Raw genomic sequence first — 13,354 nt, forward strand, 5'->3', positions numbered from 1 at the left:
AAGCACCTTCCATATCAGCAGGAGAGATAATGAGTTTCGAGACGGGTACTCCTGGCTGCTCAGCCAATGAGGCAGCGAGTGCGACGAGTCTTTGAGTACGTCTTGGGTCATTGAGGTGGGCTTGACCGAATTGCTTKTGCGCCCAAAGAGTTGGCTCTATATAAGTCATGGTAATCATCCTTGTCATTGCTTAGATGATCAGATCATGGAACATGCAATTAGTTCAAAAAAAATCCCCAAGCTGTGGCTTGGGGATTTGTGTATAAGAGACAGGCGATTAGGCTGCGTTTTTCTTATTGATTATGGCTTAGGGATGGCGGTTCTCCATGCCTTCCAGCTTTCCTCAGCTTTCGCATTGAGGTAGAAGGTGTGGCCGTCCTTTGCGATAGGCTCTAACTGACTCTGTTCTGGCGTAGAGAATGAGATCCCACCACGAACAAGGCTATCGAATGTTCCTGCTTTGATGTTTGCTCCAGTAAGACCGATAGAGACATCAACGCCAGACGCATTCCAAAATACACTGTTCTGTCGAACTAAATAGGCATATTCAGGCTGAATAATGATTTTAGATACGATGCGATCTGCAAATTCCCCAAGAGCCACGTGCGTCACTTCACCCACCTCGATATCGCGGTAGAGTATTGGTGTACCGATAGCGATCGAGCCTCTAGATTCACTTTGAAGGGTAAGTCGAACGCCTTGGGTTGCTTTCTTAGTCTTGTGCAGGGTAAAGGTATTCTTTGCCTTTCCTTGCCCCGGTTGAACGCTGATCGATTGTGACAGTAAGTTCTGAATGTTTTTCACACCACGTAAGCCGACTTCAGCTTTTGGTAGCCAGAAGTAGGAGCCTTCTGCAGCGATCGCGTTGGTGTATTCTGGCAGAATACGCGCTTTCACCTCGACAGTGTGGTGTTTAAAGTTAGGTACGACGAGCGTTACTTCACCGACTTTAATTCCGTTGTAATTAATCACAGTGCCTTTAGAGAGGGTATTTTCCCCTTCAAAGTTTAATGTGATTACCTGACCGAACTTACGCGCGGTTTTGAAGTCATCATAAAGTAGCCATTTTCCGTTCTGCTTGTTGTCGACACCAGGAAGAGAATCAAACGCAATTCCACCTTGGATAAGCGATTTCAGAGGAGCAGCTTTAACGCTCACACCCGTTAAGCTAGCATCGATTTCAACGCCAGAGCGGTTCCAAAATACGGTTTGGTTGGTCACAAGGTGTTTGTATTGGTTCTCGATGCTTGCTGTGATGATTACACCACCATCGACCAAGTAGAAATCTGAGATACTACCGACTTGTAAGTTGCGATACAGAAGAGGGCTGCCTTTGCTAATCGGTGGTAGCTCGTTAGCAAATAATGTGAGCTGAGTAGAGCCTGACATGTTGTATTTCGCTAGCTCTGCTAGTGACTTACTTGGATAGAGTTTGTATTCATCGAGCGGTGTCTCTTTTCCTTCGCTGACGAAGCTAATAGAGCCAGTTAAGAGCTGTTTTGCTGGCGGAACAGTAATGTTTAAGCCAGACTCGGTGAGTTCCGCGCTTGCGCTACCCGTTACAAAGAATCTGTTTTGAGATTTGATTAGCGAAGAGTAGGCACTGTCGATAAGTATATCGAAGTGAACCTTATCTTTAGCTAGGCTGACCTGAGTGACAGAGCCGATACTAATTCCGCGATAAAGAATGTTTGCGCCTTTATCAAGACCAAAAGAGTTGTCGGCGACAAGCTGTAGTGAAACCGAGCGCGCTTGCTGGCGGTTGAAGTCATCTTTACGCACCGCGCTAAAGGCACGGGAACGCTCACCATCACCCGGAACGATGGTTAAGAAGTTGCCCTTAACTATGTTGGCGATATTCTCAACACCAGACAGTGATACCTTTGCTTCCTCAAGAATGAAGCGGCTTCCTGTCGTCAACATGTCGCTGAATGCTGGTTGAATAGCGGCAGAAGCAACGATTTCTTCTCGGCCTTCGCTTAACTCTAAGTCCGTGACTTGGCCAACTTCTATGCCTCTGTACATAATAGGGGCACCTGAGGCGCTGATATTGTTGCCGTCGGGCAGGGCAATTTTAATTGCAATACCGCGACCCGCAGTCTTAATGTCTTTATAAAGTCTAAATTGCGTATTATCAGCGACGGGTTCACCTCCGTCTGGTGAATCCACCGCGATTGAACCACCAATCAACGCACTTAAACTTTCTAAGCGTACATCGACACCTTCAAAGCCGATATTTGCGCCAATACCGCTTACATTCCAGAAACGACTGTCGTCGGTGATGATATGGCGATATTCGTCTTGGATTGAAGCTTGAATGATGACGTTTTTGGACTCGGAGTCGAGCTGGTAACTGTAAACCTCACCAATCGGTATCTTACGATAAACGATTTGAGAGCCAACTGAGATACCGCCAAGGTCGCGCGACTTGAGCGAAATATTAAGGCCTTCTTCAGCCAAGAGATCTGATGGTGCTCTTTCTAACGCTGTAAATTCTGTCTCTGGCTCAGAAGGGTTGTTACCCGGAGAAATAGCAATGTAGTTACCAGATACAAGCGCATCTAAGCCGGATACACCGGAGAGACTTGCAGTCGGCTTAACCATCCAAAAGCGCGTTTCTTTGGTTAAAAGCTTAGTGGCTTCAGGATAAATATCCGCATCAACATAAATACTTTGAAGATCTTCTGCCAAGCTAATGTCTTTGACCATACCCACTTCTAGGCCTTGGTATCGGATGGTTGTTCGACCAGCAATGAGCCCCTGTGCATCAGAAAAATAGATCTGCACTCGTTGCCCAGCATCTTGAACCGCTTTAAACACCAACCAACCCGCAAGTACCATAGTGATTATTGGTAACAGCCAGAGTGGCGATATCCCTTTATTGCGCTTTATATGCGGTGAATACGAGTTTTGAGTTGGAGAAGAATTACTCATTTATAGACTCTTTCTGTTTAACTTCATCAGGGTAGTTATCCCAAATTAATCTTGGATCCATGCTTTCAGCGGCCAGCATGGTCAAAACAACCACTAAGCCAAATGCTACAGCGCCGTAGCCGGGCGTAAAATCGAGAACCTGACCACGATCGACTAAGGTCATCATGATCGAAATAACAAACAGGTCCATCATTGACCAACGCCCAATCCACTTAATCACAAAATATATAAACATTCTGTGTTTGTGATAGATCTTTCTTTTGAATTGTATCGCCAGTAACAAATATGAGAGACCGATAATCTTGGCGACCGGAACGACAATACTGGCTACAAATATGATCACCGCAATACCTATCATGCCACTATTTACCAGTGATGCGACGCCGGAAAAAATAGTGTCTTCTAGACGCTTACCATTAGTCAGTAGTATCGATATCGGAATTAGGTTAGCAGGAAAAATCGCGATACTCGCAGCAATCAAATAGGCCCAAGTTTTTTGGATAGAATTGGGCTTACGATGGTGAATAGGGCTATGACAACGTACGCATAGCTCACCTTCAGGCTGAGATAAATGACATTGGTGACAGTGTAGCGTTTTCTCTGGTAGGTGGTAGTTATCTTCTGGTTGGAAGGCTTCCCAATAACGACGAACGCTAACGCGAGTAATCAATAAAATGGTTGCGACTTGCAGCAGAATCAAACCGATCAGGCCTGGCCCGACATAGATATCAGAATAATCCTGAAGCTTAAAACAGGAAATCGCGATGCTGACAAGAAATACGTCGATCATCACCCAAGTTTTCAAGTGCTGAATAATTGAAAGCGAATACTTGAGCAGTTTAAATGCTCGATATTTTAGCGCGATATGTGCGGTGACAACTGAGCTACAGACCAGAAGTGGCGCAACTGAGCTACAAAATATGATCAAAATAGAGAGTAGAACAAAACCTTCATTAAACAGGCTTAATACGCCGGAAGGTAGCGTTGCGGGGATCATCATCCCAAACAGTCGAATACTGATAAAGTCGAAAAAGTGCGAAGGTATAAATAGCAGAAGACAGGCGACGGCAACAGCTAGGTTACCAGATAGAGAAGGGGTGCCTCCTCTGTATAGATGGGTGTTACAACGTGGACAGTGTGCGCTTTTGCCTCTTTCGACTTCGACAAGATCGACAGGCAGTTCACAGCCGTGACATAACCTTACTGAAGTGAGTTTGCTAGAGTGCGCATGAAGCTTAGAAGAGGAGCTCATCGCTTCTCTCCTAATTGATGTAGATTGTTTGGGTTAAGCGTGTGTTTGCACGTTCCCATATAAGGTTTGATATAAGCCTTGTTGTTCAACCAACTCTCCATGCGTACCCACTTGCGCGACTTGACCATCTTCAAGTACATAAATTAGGTCTGCTTGTTTAACGGCAGATAATCGATGCGCGACAATCAAGGTTGTACGACCTTTTAAAAATTCAGTTAGCGCTTTGTGTAGTGCGGCTTCAGTAGCAGTGTCAAGCGCTGACGTTGCTTCATCAAGAATAACAAATTTAGGGTTACTCAATACCATTCGCGCGATCGCTAAACGTTGTCTTTGCCCGCCAGATAAACGGATACCGCTTCGGCCGATTTGCGTTTCTAGCCCATCGCTTAATTGATTAATCACATCTTGCATTTGTGCGATCTCAAGAGCGCGCCAAAGGTGCAAGTCATCATAATCTGAACCTAGGGTCAGATTATGCCTTAAAGTGTCATTAAAAAGTATAGGCTGTTGTAATACAACGGCTATTTGTTCTCTAATTATGTCAAAACTAATTTCGTCAGTGGTGTGACCATTAAACTTAATGAACCCCGAGTCTTGCTGATAAACGCCAATGAGCAGTTGAATGAGTGTCGATTTTCCGCCGCCACTGGCACCTACTAAGGCGACTTTCTTGCCTGCGGGGATGGTTAAGCTTAGGTCCGATAAGACTTTTGCTTCTTCATTATATGAGAAGTTTACGTTTTGAATTTCGATGTCGACTTCACGATCATCAGTAAATGGGTTGACCTGACTGACTGGGCGGTGTTCTTCTTCAAGATCTAAAAGGGCATTGATACGTTTTAGCGCGGCTTTTGCGCTGTACCAAGAAAATTGAATACCTAATAGCTCCTGAACCGGTGAGAGCATAAACCATAAGTAGCCAAACACAGCGAAGATTTGGCCAATGGTGAGATCGCTAAACAGTACCATCAGCATGGCTACCGCTCTAAATAGCTCAAAGCCTAATAGAAACAGCAAGAAAGAGACGCGACCAGCAGCCTCTGATTGCCAAGCGTATTTATCGGCATCATGACGTATTTGATCGGCTTGGCCTTTCAGTTCATTCAGGAACTCACGCTCTCGGTTGGCGGCACGAAGTTGATAGATACCGTCCAATGTCTCAACTAAGCGGTTTTGAAAACGTTCGAAAGACTGATTTTCTCTCTTTTTAAGGTGCTTAACTTTGCTACCTAACTTACGAGAGAAATAAATGACGATAGGGTTTACCAATAAAATAAACAGACCAAGACGCCAGTCGAGCCATAAAAGAACGCCCGCAGTACCGATAACAGTGAGTAGGCTGATGAGGAACTTGCTTAATGTAGAACCAATGAACTGGTCAATGGTCTCAATATCGGTAATTAAGTGGGCATTAATACCACCGCTTCCGCGAGTCTCATATTGACGAATGCTGATGCGCCCCAGTTTATCGATCATTTTGCTGCGCATCTGATAGGTAATGGTTTTTGAGACTAGGGTAAATTGGCGGCTTTGAACAATACTTAACGCTTGGCTGGCGCTTCGCATAATAATGACAAGTAATAGAGTAAGAAAAATGTAACCTGTCGGTGTTTGCATAGAAGTGGGTAGAACCCTATCCATCACGGCTAACCCAGTTCCCGGCTGATCCAGAAGTACCTCATCAACCATTAATGGCATAAGAAGAGGGATAGGCACGCTAATCAAAGTGGCTAGTAGAGCAATGACATTGGCAAATATTAGCTTTGATTTGTGCTTTTTTACTTGTGTTATCAACCAAGAACGGCTAATAGTGTTGGGATTATCTATCATTATAATGAGAATGCTTACTATTTATGGTTTGCGGCGATTGTACGCAGATTCATGCTAGAAGTCTCTAATTTTCAAATGGAATAGTAGGACGTATAGACCTTATGAAAATAGAACATTTCCACCGCTTAACCAAGCAAGCGGTCGCACTTATTGAATCGGAAACGGATCTAATTGCTAACTTATCGAATATCAGTTCTCTACTGAATATGGAACTTGAAGAGTTAAACTGGGTTGGTTTCTACTTAATGAAGGGTGATGAGCTGGTTTTGGGGCCGTTCCAAGGTAAACCTGCTTGTGTGAGAATTCCGGTAGGACGCGGCGTATGTGGAACCGCTGTGGCTGAAAATCGTGTTCAGCGCGTTTATGATGTCCATGAGTTTGAAGGTCACATCGCTTGTGATGCTGAAAGTAACTCTGAGATAGTGATTCCATTTTCAATCAATGGTCAAGTCGCTGGTGTTTTGGATATTGATAGCCCAAAAGTAGGACGATTCAGCGAAACTGACGAGCAAGGACTGACTTTTTTGATGAGCGAAGTAGAAAAGCTGCTTAATTCACACGCTATCAAGGCATAAATTGATTATTGAGTGTGGTTTTTCGCTTGCAGGTCACTATAATACCTCAAATATTTATTCTTAATGCTCGCGGACATGCCGCAATAACCAGGAATCCACATGGAAAACACTGAAAAGTTAAAAAACAGCAAAGAAGTTATCGCATATATTGCTGAATGTTTCCCTAAGTGCTTTACTTTAGAAGGTGAAGCTAAGCCACTTAAAATTGGTATTTTTCAAGATCTTGCGGAGCGTCTAACTGACGACCCGAAAGTAAGCAAGACTCAACTTCGTGCAGCGTTAAGACAGTACACTTCATCATGGCGTTACCTTCACGGTGTTAAGCCTGGTGCAGTACGTGTAGATTTAGACGGCAACCCAGCAGGTGAGCTTGATGAAGAACACGTAGAACACGCAAAGACTGCACTAGCTGAAAGCAAAGCTAAAGTGCAAGCTCGTCGTAAAGAGCAAGCACAGAAAGCTCGCGAAGAAGGTAAAGCGAAGGCGAAACCAGCGGCGAAGAAGCCTCAAGCTCGTCGTCCGCAACAGAACAAAGTACAAAAAGCCAGCAAGCCAGTAGAGACGCGTGCTTTGACTGCTGATGAAGTAAAAGTCGGTAATCAAGTAAACGTAAATATGGGCAAAGGAAATATGGCTGCGACTATCGTTGAAATCAATAAGGAAGATGTGCGTGTTCAGCTGACTAACGGCCTACAAATGGTTGTAAAAGCGGAGCATTTACGCGCATAAAGGAGATACTCCTACGCATGAAATGCCGTTCAAAATTGTCGCTGATTGCTGCTAGCCTCTGGCTAGCAGCTTCTTCAGCCCATGCTCTAGAAGCAAATATCACTCTTGAGGACTTACCCGTCCTTGCTCCTGAAGTTCAGCATGAGACAGCAAGCAAACGCGTCACGTCTCGCTTTACTCGCTCTCACTACAAACATTTCTCGTTAAACGATCAGTTTTCTCAGGCCATTTTCGAGCGCTATATCGAAATGCTTGATTTCAATCGCAACATCTTTACACAAGCGGATATCGACTCGTTTAATAGTTGGTCAGCGGGTATTGATGATCAGTTGAAGTCCGGTGATAACCAGATCGCTTTCGATGTTTACAATCTTTCTATTAAGCGTCGTTATGAGCGTTTTCAGTATGCACTGGGTCTGCTCGATAAAGAGATGACTTTTGATAGTGATGAAACTATTGAACTTGACCGAAGCGAATCTGCTTGGCCTCAAAGTACGGCTGAACTGGATGAGTTGTGGCGCAAACGTGTAAAATACGATGCGCTTAACTTAAAGCTGACGGGCAAAGATTGGGATGAGATCAAGGAGGTCTTAGGCAAGCGTTATAACAATGCCCTTAAGCGCCTAAGCCAAACGCACAATGAAGATGCTTTCCAGCTATACATGAATGCGTTTGCTCGAGAAGTTGATCCACATACTAGTTACCTTTCTCCTCGTAGTGCAGACCAATTCCAAACAGAGATGAATCTATCTCTAGAAGGTATTGGGGCGGTTCTACAAATGACCGATGACTACACCGTTATTCGTTCTCTTGTTGCTGGTGGACCTGCGTCTAATAGTAAGCAGTTAGCGGAAGGTGACCGCATCATCGGTGTAGGTCAAGATGGTGAAGAGATCGTTGATGTTATTGGCTGGCGTCTAGATGACGTTGTTCAATTGATCAAGGGGCCGAAAGGAACCAAAGTTAATCTGCAAATCTTGCCGGAAGGTAAGGATGTTAAAGCTGAAGTCATTACCATCGTTCGAGATAAAATTCGTTTAGAAGATCGAGCGGTAAAATCTGAAGTCATTGAAAAAGATGGCAAAAAGATTGGTGTATTAGAAGTGCCAAGCTTCTATGTTGGCTTAGCGAAAGATACAGATAAACTGATCAACGAGCTTAAAGAGAAAGGCGTTGATGGCATTATCGTTGATTTACGTAATAACGGTGGTGGTGCGTTAACTGAAGCAACGGCATTGTCTGGCTTATTTATTACCAGTGGGCCAGTAGTGCAGGTGCGTGATAGTTATGGTCGTATCAATGTTAACAGTGATACTGATGGCCAGATTAGCTATAAAGGTCCACTGACAGTGTTGGTGAATCGATACAGTGCGTCAGCATCAGAAATCTTTGCCGCAGCCATGCAAGATTATGGTAGAGCTATCGTTCTGGGTGAAAACTCGTTCGGTAAAGGTACTGTTCAACAGCATCGCTCTTTGAATCACATCTACGATCTATTCGATAAAGAACTAGGTTACGTTCAATACACGATTCAGAAGTTCTACCGCATTGATGGCGGTAGTACGCAGAATAAAGGTGTTGCTCCAGATATTGCATTCCCTACAGCTGTCGACCCAAGTGAAACGGGCGAAAGTGTTGAGGATAATGCGCTACCTTGGGATAGCATTGACAAAGCGAAATACCAAGTGTTACAGCGTAACGAGGCTATGATTGGTAAACTGACTGCCAAGCACCAAGTTCGTATCGCTAAAGATCTTGAATTCCGTTTTATTGCAGAAGATATTGAAAAATACAAAGCTGAAAAAGACGATAATACTTTGTCATTAAACGAGAAAACTCGTAAAGCTGAAAGTGATAAAGCGGATAAGAAACGTCTCGATCGAATTAATCAGCGACAAAAAGCGCTCGGTGAAGAGACCTTTAGCACTTTGGATGATGTGCCGAAGGATTACGAGGCACCAGATGCTTATTTGGATGAATCTGTAGCCATTATGGTCGATATGATTAAATCCTAATTAAATTAGTTAGATAGAAAGCGAGCTACTTAAGCTCGCTTTTTTTATCTAGATAATTTATGTGATTTAGATCTAATATTTCGCTAATTATTCAGCCTATGCCTAAGCTTAAAGAAAAGAGTGAGGGGTGAGCGATGAGATTGATTGGATTGATATCACTGATTATATGTTTTTCAGTATTCGGCAATGAGAGTCGTGACAACAGCGATTTAACGCAGTTTGATCAGCCATTCTTACTAGGTGATTGGTACCTTGTAAATCCTAACCCTGAGGAATCACAAGAAAACTTCTTAGCTATTAAGCTTACTTTGGATTCTAACTATAGTTTTAAAATCGATATTCAGAAAAGGGATTACTCTGTAGACCATTGGGAAGGGCTCTATACTGCGAACGACGACACGCTTATTCTCGGCTTAAACACTTCTGAGCCACAAATTTATGAGTATTCTGCGAACCATAATTTATTGAACCTCAACGGCGTTGTGTTTACTAAAGAACTTTCGAACGCGTTAGCAGGTATGTGGTCAAGTGCCAAAATTGGTGGTGATGACCTATCGGCAAATGAAGTCCACCAGCTAGATTTAATTCTTCAACCAGATTTCGTGTTTATGTTCCGTGTGAGTAATGACGCTGGAGCGGAAGCCATTCACCGTGGAGTGTATTACACCGAAGGGGAACATCTCGTTTTGTTGTATGAAAATGGTGAGCATGAGACTAAGTACACATTAAATAGCGATACCTTAACGTTAGAAATGGAACAAGGGGCGATGTACGCGGTATTGAATAGAATTCGCTAAGCATTGCTTGGCGCAATAGTGTGAGGTTTGATGACAATATAGACAAATAGTTTGAGTCTTGCGTCAACAATAGACAAAAAACGAGGTATTTCTATAGAGAGCCTCGTTTTTTTCTATTTAGAGTTGTAAGCTAACACGCAACAAATGAAGGCAGTTGTTATCTGCTATTCACCATACACAATTCATTATCATCAAGGCTCCTTGGTGAGCACTTCAATGAAATTAGTCAGAAGGATTTAGACATGGCTCAGACTCCTCAAGCCAAATATCGCAAAGATTACCAGTCTCCGTCTCATGCGATTACTGATATCGACCTTACGTTTGATCTCTATGATAACGACACAACCGTTGTCGCTACGTCAAAAGTAAAACAGCTTAAAGAGAGCACGACTCTGCGCCTAGAAGGTGAAGACCTCAAGCTTAAGAGTATTCATGTTAATGGCGAAGCTTGGACTGCGTACGATGAGTTGGAAGGTGCATTGGAAATTCACCAATTACCTGCTGAATGCGAACTGACTATCGAGACATTGATTGATCCTGAAGCGAATACAGCACTTGAAGGTTTATATAAGTCGGGTGGCGCTTTCTGTACTCAATGTGAAGCAGAAGGCTTCCGTCGCATCACATATTATATGGATCGCCCAGACGTACTGGCGAAATACACGACCAAAGTTATCGCAGATAAAGGTCAATACCCATTCCTATTAAGTAACGGTAACCGCATTGATCAAGGTGACTTAGACGGTGGTCGTCACTGGGTTCAATGGCAAGATCCGCACCCGAAACCAGCGTACTTATTTGCGCTAGTGGCAGGTGACTTTGATGTACTGCGCGATAAGTTTGTTACTCAGTCTGGCCGCAATGTTGAGCTTGAAATCTTCGTTGATAAAGGCAACTTGGACCGTGCTCCACATGCAATGACGTCACTAATTAACTCAATGAAGTGGGATGAAGAACGTTTCGGCCTAGAGTACGATCTTGATATCTACATGATTGTAGCTGTCGATTTCTTCAATATGGGCGCAATGGAGAATAAAGGTCTGAACATCTTTAACTCCAAGTTTGTATTAGCCAACGAGAAAACGGCAACAGACACCGATTACCTAGGTATTGAAGCGGTAATTGGTCACGAGTATTTCCACAACTGGACGGGTAACCGAGTAACGTGCCGCGACTGGTTCCAACTCAGTTTGAAAGAAGGTCTAACGGTATTCCGCGATCAAGAGTTTTCGTCAGATTTAGGTTCACGAGCGGTTAATCGTATCAACAATGTGCGCATCATCCGTGGCCCTCAGTTTGCGGAAGATGCTAGCCCAATGTCTCACCCAATTCGACCTGACAAAGTGATCGAAATGAACAACTTCTACACGCTGACCGTTTACGAGAAAGGCAGTGAAGTTATTCGTATGATGCATACTCTGTTAGGTGAAGAGGGTTTCCAAGCGGGTATGAAGCTTTACTTCGAGCGCCACGATGGTACGGCAGCAACCTGTGAAGATTTTGTCGCAGCGATGGAAGACGCATCGGGCATAAGTCTTAAACAATTCCGTCTATGGTATAGCCAATCGGGTACACCGACAGTAAAAGTATCAAGTGACTACAACGCTGCTGAGCAAACTTACTCATTAACAGTAGAGCAGTCGACAGAGCCAACTCAAGATCAGGCTGATAAGCAGGCGTTGCATATCCCGTTTGATGTAGAGCTATATACTCAAAATGGCAGTGTGATTGAGTTACGCTGTAACAATGAGCCGGTACACAATGTACTGGACGTAACCCAAGCTAAGCAAACTTTTGTTTTTGAAAATGTGGCAGAGAAACCAGTGCCGTCATTGCTGCGCGAGTTTTCTGCTCCGGTGAAACTTGAGTACGATTACAGCGACGAAGAGCTAATTTTCTTAATGGTTCATGCTCGCAACGAATTTGCTCGTTGGGATGCGGGTCAAATGCTTCTTGCTAAGTACATTCGCGCGAATGTTGCTAAGGTACAAGAAGGGCAAGAGGTTGAACTATCCGATGCGGTTGTTGATGCATTCCGTGGTGTTCTACTTTCAAAAGATCTAGAGCCAGCATTTATTGCGGAAGTACTTTCTCTGCCAAGCTTTAATGAAGTGTCTGGTTGGTACAAGCAGGTAGATGTTGATGCTGTTACTAAAGTGCTAAAAGCAGTTAAAGTAATCCTTGCTACACAACTAAATGATGAATTAAGTGCGATTTACCATAGCTCTAAACAAGCTGCGTATTCAATCGACCATGCAGCGATTGGTCAACGAGCTCTACGTAATACGGCGCTTAGCTTCTTGGCTTACACTGAGCAAGGCGATGAGCTAGCCAAAGGCCAATACGCAGATGCGAACAACATGACAGACACAATTGCAGCGATGAGTGCGGCGAACAGTGCACAGCTGGAGTGTCGCGAATCGCTAATGCAAGATTACAGCGACAAGTGGAAGCATGATGGTTTGGTGATGGATAAGTGGTTTGCGTTGCAAGGTACTAATCCTGCAGAGAACGTTCTCGATGTGATTAAACAGACGATGGGTCATGAAGCCTTTAGCTTGAAAAACCCGAACCGTACTCGTAGTTTAGTGGGTTCGTTCTTAAACATGAACCCTGTACGTTTCCATGCTAAGAGTGGCGAAGGCTACAAGTTCGCTGGAGAAATTTTGCGTGAACTAAACAGCAGTAACCCTCAAGTTGCGTCTCGTTTGATTGATCCTTTGTTGAAATTCCGTAAGTATGATGAGCAACGCCAAGCTTTGATTAAAGCAGAGTTGGAAGCGTTGAAATCTATGGATAATCTCGCCAAAGATCTGTTCGAAAAAGTGACTAAGGCGCTTGAGTCTTAACCACATGGATAAAACAGTAGCACTTTTGTGTGCTACTGTTTATTTATACAGTTCTTTTGTAGCGGTGATAAAAACGTTACTTTTTTAGCCAATTTATGAACCACTATTACTTCACCCTAAACATCTCATATCAAACTTTCTTAGCTCACTATAATGGTGCTGCTAGTAACGTTTTAGTCGTTACTGACAAGGGCTTGCGCTTACAATTGCCTGCATCTCGTTTCAGGCCTTTTCTTAGTCAAATAGGGCTAAAAGGGCGGTTCAGATTAACAACTGACCAAAATAACAAGTTTATGAAGTTAGAACTTCTGTGAGCAACTGATTTTATAGAAGTTTAAATAGAACCTTAGTCACATTCTCGAACATTTCACCT

General features: G+C 43.7%; 10 protein-coding genes. 6 read left to right on the forward strand and 4 right to left on the reverse strand.

Annotation, left to right across the window (positions count from 1 at the left end):
* The 4 genes from ELS82_RS17855 to ELS82_RS17870 form a co-directional block, all read right to left on the reverse strand.
* On the reverse strand, positions 1-160 hold a 160-nt coding region (locus tag ELS82_RS17855; RefSeq protein WP_370447484.1), incomplete at its 3' end, for an IS4/Tn5 family transposase DNA-binding protein.
* A gap of 140 nt (positions 161-300) precedes the next feature.
* Positions 301-2,934, reverse strand: a complete 2,634-nt coding sequence (locus ELS82_RS17860) for a PqiB family protein (RefSeq protein WP_134836689.1) — start codon at positions 2,932-2,934, stop codon at positions 301-303.
* Positions 2,927-4,186: a paraquat-inducible protein A gene (locus ELS82_RS17865; RefSeq protein WP_134836690.1), complete on the reverse strand. Its 1,260-nt coding sequence runs from the start codon at positions 4,184-4,186 to the stop codon at positions 2,927-2,929. Before ELS82_RS17865 ends, ELS82_RS17860 begins: the two co-directional genes overlap by 8 nt.
* Positions 4,187-4,219: 33 nt before the next feature.
* Positions 4,220-6,016 (reverse strand): ABC transporter ATP-binding protein, encoded by a 1,797-nt coding sequence (locus ELS82_RS17870; RefSeq protein ID WP_134836691.1) that lies wholly within the window; start codon positions 6,014-6,016, stop codon positions 4,220-4,222.
* A 101-nt stretch (positions 6,017-6,117) separates the two neighbouring features.
* Here ELS82_RS17870 and msrC point away from each other — a divergent pair, with 101 nt between their 5' ends.
* The 6 genes from msrC (at position 6,118) to ELS82_RS17900 (ending at position 13,295) form a co-directional block, all read left to right on the forward strand.
* Positions 6,118-6,591 carry a free L-methionine (R)-S-oxide reductase MsrC gene (gene msrC / locus ELS82_RS17875; RefSeq protein WP_134836692.1) on the forward strand — a complete coding sequence of 158 codons (474 nt, stop codon included), beginning with the start codon at positions 6,118-6,120 and terminating at the stop codon, positions 6,589-6,591.
* Positions 6,592-6,690: 99 nt separating this feature from the next.
* Entirely contained in the window at positions 6,691-7,320 is a 630-nt protein-coding gene (proQ, locus tag ELS82_RS17880) for an RNA chaperone ProQ (RefSeq protein ID WP_053440416.1), read from the forward strand.
* 17 nt (positions 7,321-7,337) lie between these two features.
* Entirely contained in the window at positions 7,338-9,335 is a 1,998-nt protein-coding gene (gene prc, locus ELS82_RS17885; protein WP_134836693.1) for a carboxy terminal-processing peptidase, read from the forward strand.
* 134 nt (positions 9,336-9,469) lie between these two features.
* Positions 9,470-10,132, forward strand: coding sequence for a hypothetical protein (locus ELS82_RS17890; protein WP_134836694.1), 663 nt, complete (start codon positions 9,470-9,472; stop codon positions 10,130-10,132).
* Positions 10,133-10,374: 242 nt separating this feature from the next.
* Positions 10,375-12,981 carry an aminopeptidase N gene (gene pepN / locus ELS82_RS17895; protein ID WP_134836695.1) on the forward strand — a complete coding sequence of 869 codons (2,607 nt, stop codon included), beginning with the start codon at positions 10,375-10,377 and terminating at the stop codon, positions 12,979-12,981.
* Positions 12,982-13,076: 95 nt separating this feature from the next.
* Positions 13,077-13,295 carry a DUF2835 domain-containing protein gene (locus ELS82_RS17900; RefSeq protein WP_134836696.1) on the forward strand — a complete coding sequence of 73 codons (219 nt, stop codon included), beginning with the start codon at positions 13,077-13,079 and terminating at the stop codon, positions 13,293-13,295.
* Positions 13,296-13,354 lie beyond the last annotated feature (59 nt).

The organism is Vibrio ouci (assembly GCF_004551525.1).
GTDB lineage: Bacteria > Pseudomonadota > Gammaproteobacteria > Enterobacterales > Vibrionaceae > Vibrio > Vibrio ouci.

Coding starts and splice junctions, on each gene's coding strand:
- ELS82_RS17860 (WP_134836689.1), bottom strand. CDS start 2,934: ATGAGTAATTCTTCTCCAACTCAAAACTCGTATTCACCGCATATAAAG.
- ELS82_RS17865 (WP_134836690.1), bottom strand. CDS start 4,186: ATGAGCTCCTCTTCTAAGCTTCATGCGCACTCTAGCAAACTCACTTCA.
- ELS82_RS17870 (WP_134836691.1), bottom strand. CDS start 6,016: ATGATAGATAATCCCAACACTATTAGCCGTTCTTGGTTGATAACACAA.
- msrC (WP_134836692.1), top strand. CDS start 6,118: ATGAAAATAGAACATTTCCACCGCTTAACCAAGCAAGCGGTCGCACTT.
- proQ (WP_053440416.1), top strand. CDS start 6,691: ATGGAAAACACTGAAAAGTTAAAAAACAGCAAAGAAGTTATCGCATAT.
- prc (WP_134836693.1), top strand. CDS start 7,338: ATGAAATGCCGTTCAAAATTGTCGCTGATTGCTGCTAGCCTCTGGCTA.
- ELS82_RS17890 (WP_134836694.1), top strand. CDS start 9,470: ATGAGATTGATTGGATTGATATCACTGATTATATGTTTTTCAGTATTC.
- pepN (WP_134836695.1), top strand. CDS start 10,375: ATGGCTCAGACTCCTCAAGCCAAATATCGCAAAGATTACCAGTCTCCG.
- ELS82_RS17900 (WP_134836696.1), top strand. CDS start 13,077: ATGAACCACTATTACTTCACCCTAAACATCTCATATCAAACTTTCTTA.